The following is a 16,677-nucleotide window of genomic DNA, read 5'->3' as shown; positions in this document are numbered from 1 at the left end:
GCGGCGCGCGGCCCGGGAGGGGCCGGATGCCCGCGCACCCCGGCCGACATGGCGTTTTGTCCTCCGTACCCCGGCCACCAGCACGATCTGTGACCGTTATCACCGCTCCGGTGTGATCCGCAATTTAGGGTGGGACCGAGCGCGGGGATAACCTGCCGGATGGACATGCCGCGTACCGGGTCACCGTGTGCGCATCCCCAGTGACCGCGCAGTCACGTTGCCCTCGCGGCACGCCCACGCAGAAAACGAACCGCGAGACCACTAAAAGGGACGGACGCGCGTGGACCTGTTCGAGTACCAGGCGAGGGACCTCTTCGCCAAGCACGGTGTACCGGTGCTGGCCGGTGAAGTCATCGACACGCCTGAGGCAGCCCGCGAGGCGACCGAGCGGCTGGGCGGCAAGTCCGTCGTCAAGGCGCAGGTGAAGGTCGGCGGCCGCGGCAAGGCCGGTGGCGTCAAGCTGGCCGCCACCCCCGACGAGGCGGTCGCCCGCGCGACCGACATCCTCGGCATGGACATCAAGGGCCACACGGTCCACAAGGTGATGATCGCCGAGCTCTCCCCGGAGATCGAGGCGGAGTACTACGTCTCGTACCTCCTCGACCGCACCAACCGCACCTTCCTGGCCATGGCCTCGGTGCAGGGCGGCATGGACATCGAGGAGGTCGCGGAGAAGACCCCCGAGGCCCTCGCGAAGGTTCCGGTCGACTCCAACTCCGGCGTCACCATCGAGAAGGCCCGCGAGATCGTCGCGCAGGCGAAGTTCCCGGCCGAGGTCGCCGAGAAGGTCGCCGAGGTCCTCGTGACCCTGTGGGACACCTTCGTCGCCGAGGACGCGCTCCTCGTCGAGGTCAACCCGCTGGTGAAGACCAAGGACGGCCGCATCCTGGCGCTGGACGGCAAGGTCTCCCTCGACGAGAACGCCGACTTCCGCCAGCCGGAGCACGAGGCCCTCGAGGACAAGGCCGCGGCCAACCCGCTCGAGGCCGCCGCCAAGGCCAAGAACCTCAACTACGTCAAGCTGGACGGCGAGGTCGGCATCATCGGTAACGGCGCCGGCCTGGTCATGTCGACCCTGGACGTCGTCGCGTACGCCGGTGAGAAGCACGGCGACGTGAAGCCCGCCAACTTCCTCGACATCGGTGGCGGCGCCTCCGCCGAGGTCATGGCGAACGGCCTGGAGATCATCCTCGGCGACCCGGACGTCAAGTCCGTCTTCGTCAACGTCTTCGGTGGCATCACCGCCTGCGACGAGGTCGCCAACGGCATCGTCCAGGCTCTGGAGCTGCTGAAGTCCAAGGGCGAGGACGTCACCAAGCCGCTGGTCGTGCGCCTCGACGGCAACAACGCGGAACTGGGTCGCAAGATCCTCTCCGACGCCAACCACCCGCTCGTTCAGCGCGTGGACACCATGGACGGCGCGGCCGACAAGGCCGCCGAGCTCGCCGCGGCTGCGAAGTAAGGGACGAGGGACTCCAACACCATGGCTATCTTCCTCACCAAGGACAGCAAGGTCATCGTCCAGGGGATGACCGGCGCCACGGGCATGAAGCACACCAAGCTCATGCTGGCCGACGGCACCAACATCGTCGGTGGCGTGAACCCGCGCAAGGCGGGCACCTCCGTCGACTTCGACGGTACCGAGGTACCGGTCTTCGGCTCCGTCAAGGAAGCGATGGAGAAGACCGGCGCCGACGTGTCGGTCCTCTTCGTGCCGCCGGCCTTCGCGAAGGCCGCCGTCGTCGAGGCGATCGACGCCGAGATCCCGCTGGCCGTCGTGATCACCGAGGGCATCGCCGTCCACGACTCGGCCGCCTTCTGGGCGTACGCCGGTTCGAAGGGCAACAAGACCCGGATCATCGGCCCGAACTGCCCCGGCCTGATCACCCCCGGCCAGTCCAACGCCGGCATCATCCCGGGCGACATCACCAAGCCCGGCCGCATCGGTCTCGTGTCCAAGTCCGGCACGCTGACCTACCAGATGATGTACGAGCTCCGTGACATCGGCTTCTCCTCCGCCGTCGGCATCGGTGGCGACCCGGTCATCGGTACGACGCACATCGACGCCCTCGCGGCGTTCGAGGCGGACCCGGAGACCGACCTCATCGTGATGATCGGCGAGATCGGCGGCGACGCCGAGGAGCGCGCGGCCGACTACATCGCGAAGAACGTCACCAAGCCGGTCGTCGGCTACGTCGCCGGCTTCACCGCCCCCGAGGGCAAGACCATGGGCCACGCCGGCGCCATCGTCTCCGGCTCCTCCGGCACCGCCGCGGCCAAGAAGGAGGCCCTTGAGGCCGCCGGCGTGAAGGTCGGCAAGACGCCGACCGAGACCGCCAAGCTGGCCCGCGAGATCCTCGGCGGCTGATTGCGCGCCGTGGCGGCCGGTCCGCCACGGCACCGCGTCACCACCGCACCGCGGAAACGGCGTGGGCCCGCCCCCTCATCGCAGGGGGCGGGCCCACGCCGTTTCCGTCCGGCGGGCGGGCGCCCGGAGGCCACCGCCCCTCGCGCCGGACGGGCCCGAGCGGTTCCGAGGTGCCCCGGGCGGCCCGGATCCCGGCCGGTGCCGGGGCCGCCATGCGCCCGGCGCGACCGGACCGGGTCAGGGGATGTGCGGCACCAGCCGTTCCGGGCCGTGGTTCAGCTCGCGGCTCAGTGTCTTCCGCAGTTCGAGGTCCTGCGGCGTCAGCTTCTGCGGGCCGCTCAGCGCGGGGACGCCCTCGACGCGTTCGGCCGGGGCGATCGGTGCCACGTACTGCGTGGGCGCGGTGCTCAGCGTGAAGCACGTCGCGCCGACGAGCAGCGCCCCGAAGGACACGGTCGCCCGGGTCCACCGGCCTGCCCGGCGTTCGCCGCCCCGGCGGACGGCCGAAGGCGCGGAGGGGGCGGGTACGTGCTCGGCGAGGGCCAGCGCCCCCAGCCGCTCGCGAAGTACCGGGGACCGACGGCCGGATGACGCGGCATCGGCGAGTTCCGGCAGCCGCTCGGCGACGGCGGCCCGTGCGCGTACCAGCCGCCCGGCCGTGGCGGGCGTACTCGCCTCGGTCTCCGCGGCCGTCTCCGCGAGTCCCAGCCCCACCCCGTCATGGAGCAGCAGGGCGCGGCGGTAGGACGGCGGCATGGCCAGCAGTGCGGAGAGCAGAGCACGCCGCTCCGGTTCCTCGGGCAGGGCGTCGGGCCGCCGCCGTCCAAGCCTCAGCCGCCGCCAGGGCGACATCGCGTACTCGTACGCCACCGCCCGCACCCACCCCGCCGGGTCCCGGTCCCTGGCCACCTCGGGCCAGCGGGCCCATGCCACCTGGAAGGCGCGCTCGACCGACTGCCTGGCGAGCTTCCTGTGACCGGTCAGCACATACGTCTGCCGGACGAGGCCCGGTGCGGTATGGAGGTACAGGGCGTCGAACGCCTGCTCAGGTGTGAGGAGGACGGCTGCTGACGTCGCGTCAGGAGCAGCGAGTGCCGCGGCTCGTGCGGCGGGCTCGGGTGCCGCGGCCGGCGCCGAGGGCTCGGGCGTTGCGGGCTCGGGCGTTGTGGCGGGTAGGGCCGAGGGGAGCGGTGAGGCGACCGGGGCAGGGGTGGTGCCGGAAGTCCCGACTGCGGCGTTCTCAGTACCTTCAGCGCCTTCAGCACCGGGTGTGACGCCGGATCCCGCCGGCGCCGGAGACGGCTTCGCGCTCGGCTTCGTGCTCGGCTCCGGGCCGGGACCGGTCGAGCCGATGGCCCTGGCGTACGCGGCACGGCGGCGGCCCCGGGGGCTGGTGCGTCCCGTCTCCCAGGAGCGGATGGTGGCCGCTGTCACCCCCACGGCCGCCGCGAGCTGCTCCTCACTCAGTGCCCTGGCTTCGCGCAGCCTGCGGCGTTCCTTGGGCGAGGGCAACGGAACTGCGGGAGCGGGCCCGGTGGTACGCCGTGTCATGTCCGGCCTCCCCGAGCACTGCACTGGGTGAAAAAGTACATAAACGTATATTGGGCGACACAGCGGTCTTACGCCCGTTACATGGAATGAGCGCGTGTCGTTGGCAGCATGGCCGGGTGACCTCCCAAGTGTCCGAACGCAGCCCGATGTTGTCGGTGGAGCGGAGCCGGTCCGCAGTCCTGGCCTCAGCCTTCGTACGTGGCGCGTGCGCCGCGGGCCTCGGGCTGGGCGCGATCGCGGTGCTCGTCATGGTGCTGTGGATCAGTGCCCCGTATCCGGACAGCGGTCCGGGCGGAGCCTTCCATGTCGCCATCGGCGTATGGCTGCTGGCGCACGGTGCGGAACTGATCAGGACCGACACGCTGAGCGGGCACCCTGCTCCCGTCGCGACCGTACCGTTGTTGCTCGCGGTGCTGCCGGTGTGGCTGATGTACCGGGCGGGCCGGGACTCCACGGAACCCGGGGACGAGGGGGAGAAGCCCCGGGCCCGGCATTCGGCGGTGGGCGCCTCCTGTGCGGTTGCGGCCGGATATCTGCTGGTGACGCTGGCCGCCGCCGCGTACGCGCGGAACAGCGACATGTTTCCCGAGCGGCTCTCGCTCGCCTGGCCGCTCACCGCGGTGGTGGCCGGAGCCTCCGCGGCCGGGGTGTGGGCGGGCCGGGGGCGCCCGCTGGGTTCCCTGCTGGTCTGGGCTCCGCTGAGTTTCCAGGAGGCGGCGGCCCGGGCCCGGTTCCGGGCCGGGACGCGGGCGGCGGCGCGGGCCGCGGCGGCCGGCGTCGCGGTACTGCTCGGCGGCGGTGCCCTGCTGGTGACCGTGGCGCTGGTGTGGCACATGGGGGAGGCGCAGGAGTCCTTCCTGGCGCTCGCCGGTGGCTGGGCGGGCCGGGTCTGCGTCCTGCTGCTGGCCCTGGTGTTCGTACCGAACGCCGCGATGTGGGGGGCCGCCTATGGCCTGGGGCCGGGCTTCGCCCTGGGTACGGCGTCCACGGTCACCCCGCTCGCCTTCGGCGGCCGGCCGGCACTGCCCGACTTCCCCTTGCTGGCCGCCCTTCCGGCCCAGGGCCAGGGCACGGCCGTGAACTGGGCGGCCGCCGCGGTCCCCGCCGCCGCCGGGCTCGCCGTCGCCCTGTTCGCCGCCCGGGCGGCGACCCCGCTGTCCGGTGAGCCCGGCGGGTCCGGCGTGCGCGAGGACGTCTGGAGTCCTGGCGGGACGGCACTGGTGGTGGGACTGGCCGCCCTCGGGTGCGGGGCGGGTGCGGCGCTGCTGGCAGCCGCGTCGGGCGGACCGCTGGGTACCGGGGCGCTAGCCGAGTTCGGCCCCGTGTGGTGGTTGACCGGCCTGGCGGCCTCGGTCTGGACCGCCGTGTTCGGCGTACCGGGCGCACTGCTGATCCGCGTCTGGCGGCTGAGGGAGAGGAGGTGGGCCTGGCGGCAGCACCACTCCGTGAGCGAGGAGCCCCCCGGGCCCGCGGAGGCCGGTGCCGGCGAGCCGAGGCGGGCGTGGTGGAAGGGCAGGGGCCGGGTCCGCCTGTGGAGCGGGCGCGGCCGGGGCGAGGACGAGCGGGGGGCAGCGGTGGAGGCGGACCGGCGTGACCCCCTCGCGGACGACTACGTCTTTCTCGCGGCCGAGTCATGGCATACGGAGACCGCGCGGAAGGCACGCTGGTCCGCGCTCAGGAAGAACTCCGGCGGCCTGATGGCGGATTTCGCCGCCACCCCGGCCACCCCGGCGCCACCTGGAGCCGTACTCACCCCCACCCCTGCGGGGCACGGCGCCGACGGGGGCACCGCCGCCGAGGAGAGCGGAAAGGACGCGGACGACGCGGGGGGCCGGGCGGACACGGGACGCGGCGGTGACGGGGCCGGGAACGAACCCGTCCCCGCCGACGAGGCGACGGCGGGAGGCGGCACGGCGGACAGGAGGGCAGGCGCCGGGAGAGCGGACGGCGGAGGCGCGGACGACAAAGGGGCAGGGGGCGGAGGGACGGACGACGGAGGAGCGGGCGACGGGACGGCGGTGTCCCGGACCGCGAACGGCCGGGCTCCGGATGCTCAGGAGCACACGGAACCCGGCCGGAAGACCGCACCGCCGACGGGGGCATGACCCCGGCCGGCGGAGTGTGCCCCCGGGGCGGCCGGGGCCGACGGCCCTGTTACCTCGTCACCGCTTCACGCCGAAGAACGGCTCCAGCGGATCGGGCAGCTGTTCGTTGCAGGCCAGCGCGCCGGACTTGGTGAGCGCGTCGTTCACGCAGGTGTAGTAGTCGCGGTAGACCAGCTGGACCGTGTACCCGGTGGCGACGATCGCCAGCGCCAGGATCGACGTCACCAGGCCGCTCACGGCGGCCGTGGTCAGCTGCCGGCCGCCGTTCGCCGGCGTACCGGCACCGGCCGCACCCTGCGGCGCGCGGGCGGCGCCGGCCGGGGCCGCGTCGGACGCCTCGGGTGCCCCGGCGTCACCGGTGGCGGACGGCTGGGACTTACGAGGCCCGGAGCGCAGGGCGCTGACCGCCCAGTACACCGCGAGCGCGCCGAGGAGCAGGGCGATCTCGGGGAAGTCGAAGAGCGCGAAGAAGAACGCCCACATACCGCCGAGCACCGCGTAGCGGGCGCGTCGCTGAGCCGGGTCGGTCGGGTCCCAGCGCAGCCCGCCCGGGTTGCCCTGGGGGCTGTTGCCCTGGCCGTCCTGCCCGCCGGCGCCGCCGCCGAAGCCGCCGTTCTGCCGGCCCGGCTGCCGGTCGCTCCACTGGCTGCCCCAGCCCCGCCGGCCGCCGGAGGACGACCTGTCACCGCTGTCGTCCGGACCGGACGACGGGCGGCGGGGCTGCCACGGCTGGTCGGGACGCCCCTCGGGCGGGGCGGCGAAGGGATTGTCGTCCGCCGGCGCGGACGAAGACCCGGAGCCCGAAGACGATCCGGAACCCGAAGAGGATCCGGAGTCCGGCGATGACCCGGAGTCCGAAGAAGATCCGGAGTCCGGCGATGACCCGGAGCCCGAAGGGGACCCGGAGCCCGAGGAGGGCCCGGTCCCGGATCCGGAGCCCGGCGAGGGATCCGGCGAAGAGGGCTGGCGTTCCCGCATCAGCGTGGATGCCCGCTCGGGCAGCGGGTGGCCAAAGGCGGTGCGGAGGCGGTCCGGCATGTGGTGAACGTCTTCCCCATCTCGTCATTTCCGCCCGTAGGGCGGTTCCCTGTCCCCTGACGCTACCTTCCGGTCGCGCCCCCGTCCCGTGGGGGCCGTCGGGTGTGCCGGTATCGTTGCTGACGGCCGGGCCGTTCGTAGAGTTCCCCGTATCGAGGGACAAGGTTCTTTCGTACGACCATACAAACGCAACAGCCCGGCTCCCGCGCACCTCTGCTTACTCCGCGAGAAAGGGCCCCGCCGTGGCCTCCCCGCCCCCCTCCGCCGCCCCGGCCCGCCTGGTCGTACTCCTCTCCGGCACCGGGACCAACCTGCAGGCGCTCCTCGACGCGATCGAGGGCGACCCCGAGGGATACGGCGCCCGGGTCGTCGCGGTCGGCGCGGACCGCCACGGCACGCTCGGCGCCGAGCGCGCCGAGCGCGCGGGCATCCCCACCTTCGTGTGCAGACTCGGTGAGTACGAGAGCCGCGAGGCCTGGGACGCGGCGCTGACCGAGGCGGTGGCCGAACACCGGCCGGACCTGGTCGTCTCGGCCGGTTTCATGAAGATCGTGGGCAAGACGTTCCTCGCCGGGTTCGGCGACCGCTTCATCAACACCCACCCCGCCCTGCTCCCCAGCTTTCCCGGTGCTCACGGAGTGCGCGACGCCCTCGCGCACGGTGTGAAGGTCACCGGGTGCACCGTCCACTTCGTCGACGACGGTGTCGACACAGGCCCGATCATCGCGCAGGGCGTGGTCGAGGTGACCGAAGAGGACACCGCGGAGGGCGAAGCAGCCCTCCATGAACGCATCAAACAAGTCGAGCGCAAGCTGCTCGTCGAGGCCGTAGGGCGGCTCGCCCGCGACGGCTATCGCATTGAGGGACGAAAGGTTCATCTCGGTCATGTCGGTGAATAAGCCCATCCGCCGCGCCCTGGTCAGTGTCTACGACAAGACGGGGCTCGAAGACCTCGCCCGCGGTCTGCACGAGGCGGGTGTCGAGCTGGTCTCCACCGGCTCCACCGCCGGAAAGATCGCCGCCGCCGGAGTCCCGGTCACCAAGGTCGAGGAGCTCACCGGCTTCCCCGAGTGCCTCGACGGCCGCGTGAAGACGCTGCACCCCCGCGTCCACGCCGGCATCCTCGCCGACCTGCGCCTGGACGCCCACCGCGAGCAGCTCGCCGAACTCGGTGTGGAGCCCTTCGACCTGGTGGTCGTCAACCTCTACCCCTTCACGGCGACCGTCGCCTCCGGCGCCGGTGACGACGAGTGCGTGGAGCAGATCGACATCGGCGGTCCGTCGATGGTCCGCGCCGCCGCCAAGAATCACCCGTCCGTGGCAGTCGTGACGAGCCCCGGGCGTTACGCCGACGTCCTCGCGGCGGTCAAGGCGGGCGGCTTCGACCTCACCGCCCGCAAGCGGCTCGCGGCCGAGGCGTTCCAGCACACCGCCGCCTACGACGTGGCGGTCGCCTCCTGGTTCGCGGACGGCTACGCGGCCTCCGGAGACTCCGGCTTCCCCGAGTTCTTCGGTGACACCTTCGCGCGCAAGAACGTCCTGCGGTACGGCGAGAACCCGCACCAGCCCGCCGCGCTCTACACCTCCGGCGAGGGCGGTCTCGCCGAGGCCGAGCAGCTGCACGGCAAGGAGATGTCCTACAACAACTACACGGACACCGACGCCGCCCGCCGCGCCGCCTACGACCACGCCGAGCCCTGCGTCGCGATCATCAAGCACGCCAACCCGTGCGGCATCGCGATCGCCGACGACATCGCCGAGGCGCACCGCAACGCGCACGCCTGCGACCCGCTCTCCGCCTACGGCGGCGTCATCGCGGTCAACCGCCCGGTGACCGTCGCGATGGCCGAGCAGGTCGCGGAGATCTTCACCGAGGTCATCGTCGCCCCCGCCTACGAGGACGGCGCGGTCGAGATCCTCGCCCGCAAGAAGAACATCCGGGTGCTGCGCTGCCCCGACGCCCCGGCCTCGCAGCTGGAGGTCAAGCCGATCGACGGCGGCGCCCTGCTCCAGGTCACCGACCGGCTCCAGGCCGACGGTGACGACCCGGCCAACTGGACCCTCGCCGCGGGCGACGCCCTGTCCGCCGAGGAGCTGAAGGAGCTCGCCTTCGCCTGGAAGGCGTGCCGGGCCGTCAAGTCCAACGCCATCCTGCTCGCCAAGGACGGCGCCTCGGTCGGCGTCGGCATGGGCCAGGTCAACCGTGTGGACTCCGCCAAGCTGGCCGTCGAGCGGGCCGGTGAGGAGCGCGCGAAGGGCTCCTACGCCGCCTCGGACGCCTTCTTCCCCTTCCCGGACGGGCTGGAGATCCTGACCGCCGCCGGCATCCGGGCGGTGGCCCAGCCGGGCGGCTCGGTCCGCGACGAGCTGGTCGTCGAGGCGGCGAAGAAGGCGGGCGTGACCATGTACTTCACGGGCACCCGCCACTTCTTCCACTGACCGTCGCCCTCCACGCACAGGCCGTACCCGGACCGGGTACGGCCTGTGCCGTACCCGGACGGGAGGGGCCCGGAGCACGGGGGACAGGGTTGCGGAATCCGCTCGGCCCTCTGTTCTAATGAATGGCCCCCGCTCCCGTGACGGCCCCGGCCGGGCCGCTCCGGGGGAACGGCGCGAGGGCAGTGACCAGTGAGCGCCTTGGCCGACGGGGGCATCGTGATGCTTGACCTGAACCGGAGCGGAACGGACGTGCCCGAGGCGGGCGACGGGCCGGAACAGGCGTCCACGGCCAGCGGACGCGTCCTGCACCCCGCCCCGCCGCGCCCGTACCTGATCACCGCCGCCGTGCTCTGCGCGCTGTACTTCCTCTACGCCTACCTGCGCCACAGCCACTTCCAGTCACCCTCCTGGGACCTGGGGATCTTCGAGCAGGAGGTACGGGCCTACGCCGCCTTCGACGCCCCGGTCGTCGACATCAAGGGACCCGGCTACCTCATACTCGGCGACCACTTCAGCCCTCTGGTGGCCCTGCTGGTCCCGCTCTACTGGATCTGGCCGTCCGCCCTCGCCCTGCTCTTCGCCCAGGCGGCGCTGTTCGCCGCGTCCGCCGTCGTCGTCGGCCGTACCGCCCAGCAGATCCTGGGCGGCCGCTCGGGCCTGGCCGTGACGGTGGCGTACGGACTCTCCTGGGGGCTCCAGGAAGCGGTGAAGTCCGAGTTCCACGAGATAGCCCTCGCCGTCCCGCTCTTCGCCCTGGTCTGCCGCGCGCTGCTGCTGGAGCGGTGGCGGGCCGCCGCCCTGTGGGCGCTGCCCCTGGTCCTGGTCAAGGAGGACCTCGGGGTCACCGTGGCGCTCGTCGGGGTGCTGCTCTTCCTCTACGGACGGCGTGCCCAGGGGATGCTGCTGGCCGCGTTCGGGGTGTTCGCTTTCGCGCTGACGGTCTTCGTCCTCATTCCGGCCGCCAGCAGTGCGGGCACCTACGACTACTGGAAGAAGATCGAGACCGACGGCCAACGGGAGGTCTCGCCGCTCGACTCCGTCCTCGGCGTCCTCGACTCCTCCGTCAAGATCGAGATGCTGGTCTTCCTGGTCGGCATCACCGCCTTCCTGGCCCTGCGCTCCCCTCTGATCCTGCTCGTCCTGCCCACCCTCGGCTGGCGTCTGCTCTCCCAGGACTCCCATCACTGGGGCATGGTCTGGCACTACAGCGCGATCCTCATGCCGGTGGTCTTCCTGGCCATGACCGACGGCATCCGCCGCAGCCGTACGTCGCGACGGCCCTGGCTCGTCGCGTATGCGAACGTGGCCGTCCCGGTGGCGACCGCCATCGCCGTGGCCATGACCCAGCACCTGCCGATGCGCGACCTGCTGCGCCCCGAGACGTACCGGGCCGACGAGCGCGTCGCGGCGGCCGAGCGGGCCCTTGAGGCCATCCCCGCCGGCGCGCGGGTGGAGACCGACATCACGCTGATGTCGCACCTGACCGGGGACCGCACGGTCTACTGGATCGGCGGAGCGCCGGGCACCGCCCCCGACGTCGTGGCGATCAACCTGGACTTCGGCTGGTCGCGGCCGATCGACGACCCGGTGAGGTACGCCGAGCAGCTCCACCCGGAGGCGCGTTACCGGATCACGCTGCGCTCGGGGTCCTTCGTGGTCATGGAACGCACGACCCCGGCCCCGGCGGACGCCACGCGATGACCCGGCGGCCCGGAGGCCCGTCGCCCCGCCGGACGGGCCGCAGCGGCGAGAGGGGCCGGGACAGCGTGAAGGGCCGGATCGCTCCGGCCCTTCACAGTGTGTGAGCGGCTACGACGCCTACTTCTTGACCACCAGGGTGCCGGCGGCACGGTCGTGCCAGCCCTGGAGCTTCCCGGAGTTGTCGAAGAACGGGGAGAGGTAGACCAGGATGGTGCCGATGTAGCAGAGGAGCGCGCCGACGATCGGGATGATGTAGCGGATGAAGCCGCCGCCGAGACCCGGGTTCCGGCCCGTGTTCTCCTTCACGACGCGCAGGCCGAGGGCCATCTTCCCGACGGTGGCGCCGAGGAAGGAGATCATCAGCCACTCGTAGAGCAGGGTGATCAGGGCGAAGAGCGCGAAGATGCCGAGCATGGTGACGAGGAAGCCGGCGCTGGCGTCCTCGATGCAGGCGTTGTAGCCCGGGTCGAGGGTGGAACCGCATTCCTCGGCGGTCTCCGCGAGACCGAGCGCGCCGGCCAGGCCTATCCCGCTGAGGATCGCGTAGACCACACAGATGATCACGCCGTCGATGAGGCGCGCGCCCAGGCGGCGGCCCATCGTGGCGACCTGGACGGTGCCGAGCCCCGGGACGTTGATGTAGCCGTTGTTGGCCTGGAGGGTCCCCGGCTGCTGCTGCGGGTAGCCGTAACCGGGCTGGCCCGGCTGCTGGGGGATGCCCTGCTGCGGGTAGCCGTAGCCCGGCTGGCCCTGCTGCGGGGGGATGCCCGGCTGCTGCGGGTAGCCGTAACCGGGCTGACCGCCCTGCGGGGGCTGGTTGGGCTGCTGGTTGTACGGGTTGTTCGGGTCGCCGAAGCTCATGCGGGGTCTTCCTCCAACGGTTCTGCGGGGACGAACGTGCCGCGCGGAGGAAACGCGGAGGAACAAGTGTCAGCGATCCGCCCCCCGTTACTACCTGCGGCACTGCGCCATCATCGTTATAAACGTGAAGTAAGTTTGTCCAGTCGCACAGCCTGGGTGTTGTGCAAGTGCAATCTGGCGCCCACGGGGTGGACCGCAATTGGTATGCGGGGCGGGTCATCCGCGAAGATGGGTGCTATGACTGCCCAGATTCTCGATGGCAAGGCCACCGCAGCTGCGATCAAGTCCGATCTGACCGTCCGCGTGGCGGCCCTCAAGGCACAGGGCATCACCCCGGGCCTCGGGACCCTGCTGGTCGGCGACGACCCGGGGAGCCGCTGGTACGTGAACGGCAAGCACCGCGACTGCGCCGAGGTGGGCATGGGCTCCATCCAGCGCGAACTCCCCGGCACCGCCACGCAGGAGGAGATCGAGGACGTCGTACGGGAGCTCAACGCCGACCCGGCCTGCACGGGTTACATCGTGCAGCTCCCCCTGCCCAAGGGGATCGACACCAACCGCATCCTGGAGCTGATGGACCCGGCCAAGGACGCGGACGGCCTGCACCCGATGAACCTCGGGCGGCTCGTGCTCAACGAGGAGGGCCCGCTGCCCTGCACCCCGCAGGGCGTCGTCACGCTGCTCCGCCGCCACGGTGTGGAGATCAACGGCGCCCATGTGGTGGTCGTCGGGCGCGGCGTCACCATCGGCCGCCCGCTGCCGCTGCTGCTGACCCGCAAGTCGGAGAACGCCACCGTCACCCAGTGCCACACCGGTACCCGTGACCTCTCGGAGCACCTGCGGCAGGCCGACATCATCGTCGCCGCCGCCGGTGTGCCCCACCTCGTCAAGCCCGAGGACGTCAAGCCGGGCGCGGCGGTCCTCGACGTCGGCGTCAGCCGGGACGAGAACGGCAAGATCGTCGGCGATGTGCACCCCGGCGTCCGTGAGGTGGCCGCGTGGGTCGCCCCGAACCCGGGCGGTGTCGGCCCCATGACCCGCGCCCAGTTGCTGGTCAACGTGGTGGAGGCGGCCGAGCGCGCCGCCGCGGCCTCCGCCGTCTCCGCCGGCTGATCCGGCCCGGAGGGAACGCCATGGGTGCTGGTACGAGTCCGGCGGACGGCACGGGGACCGGCGGGCAGGCCGCCGGTGCCGGTCCCGCGACGGACGAACCGACGGTTGAGCCGGCGGTCGAGCCGACGGAGGGCCCGGCGGGTGAACCGGCAGGCGGACCGGCGGGGGAGGGCGCCGAGGACGGCGGTCCGGCACCGGCCCGGTCGCGGCGGTTCTCGCTGACCCGTGACACCGCGCGCCCCGAAGGAGGCGGCCGGGCGGCGTCCGGGGACGCCCCCGCCCCCGCCCGGCAGTGGCCCCTGCTGGCCGTGCTCTGCACCGCGGGGGCCGGGCTGCTGACCGTGGCGGCCGGCCCGTTCGACCAGGCGTTCAGGATCGGCGCCATGCTGATCGGCGTGGCCCTGCTCGCGGGAGCCGTGCTGCGCTGGGTGGTGCCGTCCGTCGGGATGCTCGCCGTGCGGTCCCGGTTCACCGACATCGTCACCTACGGGCTGATGGGCGCCCTGATCGTGCTGCTCGCGCTGATGGCGCAGCCCGAGCCCTGGCTGCACGCCCCGTTCCTCCAGGACGTCGTCCACTTCACGATCCGCTGACCGGGCCGGACGCCCGGCCCGGCCGGTGGACGACGGACGGTGTCCGTCCCCTCCCCCGAGGAGGGACGGACACCTGACGGGGTACACCGACCAGTACAAGAATTACCGGAATGCGGTGACTTGAGCGGCCTTGCCCCGTCGTCGTCCCAGCGTCATGGACACGGGGTGTCCGCTTCAAGGGGTGCCTGGTGCCTGTGGCACGGAAGTGACCATTCCGGCACTGTGTGATCGTCGCGCAACACCGTGCGACGGACGCGGCCGGCGCCGCGACGGCGCGGTACCGGGGCGGACGGGCGGACGCCGGCGGGCCGGAGGGCCGGGGTACCGGGGCGGGGCGGCGGACCGTCAGGGGTGACACGAGGGGGGCGGGCGCCCGGAAACGGGCGGGTCGGATAGCCTGGCCGCTGGATATCTCTTCACATCAAGATTCAGGGGTGTCCAGGACCAGGGGCACGAAATCCCTACCGCCAGCTGTCTAACGGAGACCGCCATGACCCGCACTCCCGTGAATGTCACCGTGACCGGCGCAGCCGGCCAGATCGGCTACGCGCTGCTCTTCCGCATCGCCTCCGGCCACCTGCTCGGCCCGGACGTGCCGGTCAACCTGCGACTCCTCGAGATCCCGCAGGGCCTCAAGGCCGCCGAGGGCACCGCCATGGAGCTCGACGACTGCGCCTTCCCGCTGCTGCGCGGCATCGAGATCACGGACAACCCCGACGTCGGCTTCGCCGGCGCCAACGTCGCCCTCCTGGTCGGCGCCCGCCCGCGTACCAAGGGCATGGAGCGGGGCGACCTGCTCTCCGCCAACGGCGGCATCTTCAAGCCGCAGGGCAAGGCCATCAACGACAACGCCGCGGACGACATCAAGGTCCTCGTCGTCGGCAACCCGGCCAACACCAACGCCCTGATCGCCCAGGCCGCCGCCCCGGACGTACCGGCCGAGCGCTTCACCGCGATGACCCGCCTCGACCACAACCGCGCGATCTCCCAGCTGGCCGCCAAGACCGGTGCCGCCGTCTCCGACATCAAGCGGCTGACGATCTGGGGCAACCACTCGGCGACCCAGTACCCGGACATCTTCCACGCGGAGATCGCCGGCAAGAACGCCGCCGAGGTCGTCAACGACGAGGCGTGGCTGGCCGACACCTTCATCCCGACCGTCGCCAAGCGCGGCGCCGCGATCATCGAGGCCCGTGGCGCGTCCTCCGCCGCCTCGGCCGCCAACGCCGCCATCGACCACGTGCACACCTGGGTCAACGGCACCGCCGAGGGCGACTGGACCTCGATGGGCATCCCCTCCGACGGCTCCTACGGCGTCCCCGAGGGCATCATCTCCTCCTTCCCGGTGACCACGAAGGACGGGAAGTACGAGATCGTCCAGGGCCTGGACATCAACGAGTTCTCCCGTGCGCGCATCGACGCGTCGGTGAAGGAGCTCACCGAGGAGCGCGACGCGGTCCGCGAGCTCGGCCTGATCTGACGCGGACGGTCCCGGCTCCCCGCCGGGCCCGGACGTTTGAAGGGGCGCCCCCGGCACGTGCTGCCGGGGGCGCCCCTTCGTCCGTGCGCCGGTCCGCGGAGGGAGCAACCCGTCCGCGGACCCGCGCGCGGGCCGGCCGGTACGCACCCGCTCCGCCCGCCTCAGCCGGTACGCACCCGCTCCGCCAGCTTCCGTACGGCGTCCATCGCGTGGATCTGCATCAGCGGACCGAAGGTGATCCGGGACGCGCCCAGTTCACCCAGGCGCCTCAGCCCCGGCGGGTCGTCCGGCATGCCGTTCGTGTTGAGCGGTACGGGGACGGCGGCGGAGAGCCGGGGCAGGTCGTCGGCCGGAGCCATGATCGGGTAGACGCAGTCCGCCCCGGCCTCCGCGTAGAGCCGGGCCCGGGCGATCGTCTCCGCGACCGGGTCGGCGCCCCCGGGCAGGCCCCGGACGTAGGTGTCGATCCGGGCGTTGACGAAGAGGCGCCCGGCCGCCGCCGCGCACACCCGGGCCAGGCGGTCCGCCTGCCGCCGGGGGTCCAGGAGCACACCGTCGGCGGAGTCCTCCAGGTTGCAGCCGACGGCGCCCGCCTCCAGCAGCCGTTCGACGAGCTCGCCCGGCGCGAGCCCGTATCCGCCCTCGACGTCCGCCGACACGGGGACGGACACCGCGCGGGTGATCCGGGCGACGGCCGCGAACATCTCGTGGGCCGGCGTCCGTCCGTCCTCGTACCCGAGCGAGGCGGCGATCCCCGCGCTCGGCGTCGCCAGTGCCGGGAACCCGGCATCCTCGAAGACCCGGGCGCCGGCGGCGTCCCAGGGACCGGGCAGCACCAGCGGGTCCCCGGGCGCACGGCCCCGGTGCAGGGCACGGAAGACGGAGGCGGGGTCGCTCATGGAGGGCTCCTGTCAGTGCTTGTGGTCACCGGGCGTGTAGTGGCCCGGCACCTGGCGGGTCGCCACCCCGAAGCGGTTCCAGGCGTTGATCACGGTGATCGTGGCGATCAGCTGGGCGAGTTCCGTGTCTTCGAAGTGCTTCGCGGCCTTCGCGTACACCTCGTCGGGCACGAAACCGTCGGTGAGGACCGTCACGGCCTCCGTCAGTTCGATCGCAGCGAGCTCCTTCTCCGTGTAGAAGTGCTGCGACTCCTCCCAGGCGCCGAGCTGGATCAGCCGCTCGACGGACTCGCCCGCCGCGAGGGCGTCCTTGGAGTGCATGTCCAGGCACAGGGCGCACCGGTTGAGCTGCGAGGCGCGGACCTTGACCAGTTCGAGCAGCTTCGGGTCGAGCCCCTTACGGGCCGCGGCGTCGAGCCGGACCATCGCCTTGTAGACCTCCGGGGCGAGGGTCGCCCAAGGGAGGCGGGCGGGGTGTTCGGGAGCGTACGGGGCGGGGGTTTCGCGGGTCGTCATGGTGACGACGTTA

At 72.2% G+C, this 16,677-nt stretch carries 14 protein-coding genes and 1 pseudogene; 9 read left to right on the top strand and 6 right to left on the bottom strand.

Annotation, left to right across the window (positions count from 1 at the left end; translation table 11 throughout):
- Positions 1-280 precede the first annotated feature (280 nt).
- Entirely contained in the window at positions 281-1,462 is a 1,182-nt protein-coding gene (gene sucC / locus CP967_RS12815; protein WP_150488123.1) for an ADP-forming succinate--CoA ligase subunit beta, read from the top strand.
- A gap of 21 nt (positions 1,463-1,483) precedes the next feature.
- Positions 1,484-2,368: a succinate--CoA ligase subunit alpha gene (gene sucD, locus CP967_RS12810; protein WP_150488122.1), complete on the top strand. Its 885-nt coding sequence runs from the start codon at positions 1,484-1,486 to the stop codon at positions 2,366-2,368.
- Positions 2,369-2,605: 237 nt separating this feature from the next.
- Here the strand turns inward: sucD and CP967_RS35405 are convergent, their stop codons facing one another.
- Positions 2,606-3,355 carry a sigma factor-like helix-turn-helix DNA-binding protein gene (locus tag CP967_RS35405; protein WP_381816204.1) on the bottom strand — a complete coding sequence of 250 codons (750 nt, stop codon included), beginning with the start codon at positions 3,353-3,355 and terminating at the stop codon, positions 2,606-2,608.
- 414 nt (positions 3,356-3,769) lie between these two features.
- Positions 3,770-3,919: pseudogene (locus tag CP967_RS35400) on the bottom strand (helix-turn-helix domain-containing protein); the annotation flags it as partial.
- 86 nt (positions 3,920-4,005) lie between these two features.
- Between CP967_RS35400 and CP967_RS12800 the strand changes: the two are divergent.
- Positions 4,006-6,024 (top strand): cell division protein PerM, encoded by a 2,019-nt coding sequence (locus CP967_RS12800; RefSeq protein ID WP_483030202.1) that lies wholly within the window; start codon positions 4,006-4,008, stop codon positions 6,022-6,024.
- A 57-nt stretch (positions 6,025-6,081) separates the two neighbouring features.
- Here the strand turns inward: CP967_RS12800 and CP967_RS12795 are convergent, their stop codons facing one another.
- Positions 6,082-7,062, bottom strand: a complete 981-nt coding sequence (locus tag CP967_RS12795; RefSeq protein WP_150488120.1) for a hypothetical protein — start codon at positions 7,060-7,062, stop codon at positions 6,082-6,084.
- Positions 7,063-7,304: 242 nt separating this feature from the next.
- On the opposite strand from CP967_RS12795, the gene purN reads away from it, so the two are divergent.
- The 3 genes from purN (at position 7,305) to CP967_RS12780 (ending at position 11,202) form a co-directional block, all read left to right on the top strand.
- Entirely contained in the window at positions 7,305-7,961 is a 657-nt protein-coding gene (gene purN / locus CP967_RS12790; RefSeq protein WP_150488119.1) for a phosphoribosylglycinamide formyltransferase, read from the top strand.
- Positions 7,948-9,501: a bifunctional phosphoribosylaminoimidazolecarboxamide formyltransferase/IMP cyclohydrolase gene (gene purH, locus CP967_RS12785; RefSeq protein WP_150488118.1), complete on the top strand. Its 1,554-nt coding sequence runs from the start codon at positions 7,948-7,950 to the stop codon at positions 9,499-9,501. The genes purN and purH overlap by 14 nt, the downstream gene beginning before the upstream one ends.
- 219 nt (positions 9,502-9,720) lie before the next feature.
- A complete protein-coding gene (locus CP967_RS12780; protein ID WP_150488117.1) occupies positions 9,721-11,202 on the top strand; it encodes a DUF2079 domain-containing protein in 1,482 nt (493 codons plus the stop codon).
- Between the two features lie 117 nt (positions 11,203-11,319).
- Here CP967_RS12780 and CP967_RS12775 read toward each other — a convergent pair whose 3' ends face one another.
- On the bottom strand, positions 11,320-12,063 hold the full coding sequence (locus tag CP967_RS12775) for an RDD family protein (RefSeq protein WP_150488116.1): 744 nt from the start codon (positions 12,061-12,063) through the stop codon (positions 11,320-11,322).
- A 237-nt stretch (positions 12,064-12,300) separates the two neighbouring features.
- Here CP967_RS12775 and CP967_RS12770 point away from each other — a divergent pair, with 237 nt between their 5' ends.
- The 3 genes from CP967_RS12770 (at position 12,301) to CP967_RS12760 (ending at position 15,249) form a co-directional block, all read left to right on the top strand.
- A complete protein-coding gene (locus CP967_RS12770; RefSeq protein WP_150488115.1) occupies positions 12,301-13,176 on the top strand; it encodes a bifunctional methylenetetrahydrofolate dehydrogenase/methenyltetrahydrofolate cyclohydrolase in 876 nt (291 codons plus the stop codon).
- Between the two features lie 20 nt (positions 13,177-13,196).
- Complete coding sequence (locus tag CP967_RS12765; protein WP_150488114.1) at positions 13,197-13,769, top strand: DUF3017 domain-containing protein; 573 nt, start codon at positions 13,197-13,199, stop codon at positions 13,767-13,769.
- A gap of 490 nt (positions 13,770-14,259) precedes the next feature.
- Positions 14,260-15,249, top strand: coding sequence for a malate dehydrogenase (locus tag CP967_RS12760; protein ID WP_150488113.1), 990 nt, complete (start codon positions 14,260-14,262; stop codon positions 15,247-15,249).
- 161 nt (positions 15,250-15,410) lie between these two features.
- Here CP967_RS12760 and CP967_RS12755 read toward each other — a convergent pair whose 3' ends face one another.
- Positions 15,411-16,148, bottom strand: a complete 738-nt coding sequence (locus CP967_RS12755; protein WP_150488112.1) for an isocitrate lyase/PEP mutase family protein — start codon at positions 16,146-16,148, stop codon at positions 15,411-15,413.
- Between the two features lie 12 nt (positions 16,149-16,160).
- On the bottom strand, positions 16,161-16,664 hold the full coding sequence (locus CP967_RS12750; RefSeq protein WP_150488111.1) for a carboxymuconolactone decarboxylase family protein: 504 nt from the start codon (positions 16,662-16,664) through the stop codon (positions 16,161-16,163).
- Positions 16,665-16,677: the final 13 nt, after the last annotated feature.

This window comes from Streptomyces nitrosporeus, assembly GCF_008704555.1.
GTDB lineage: Bacteria > Actinomycetota > Actinomycetes > Streptomycetales > Streptomycetaceae > Streptomyces > Streptomyces nitrosporeus.
Note: the sequence above shows the minus strand (reverse complement) of the source record. Positions and strands in the feature narration are given on the sequence as shown.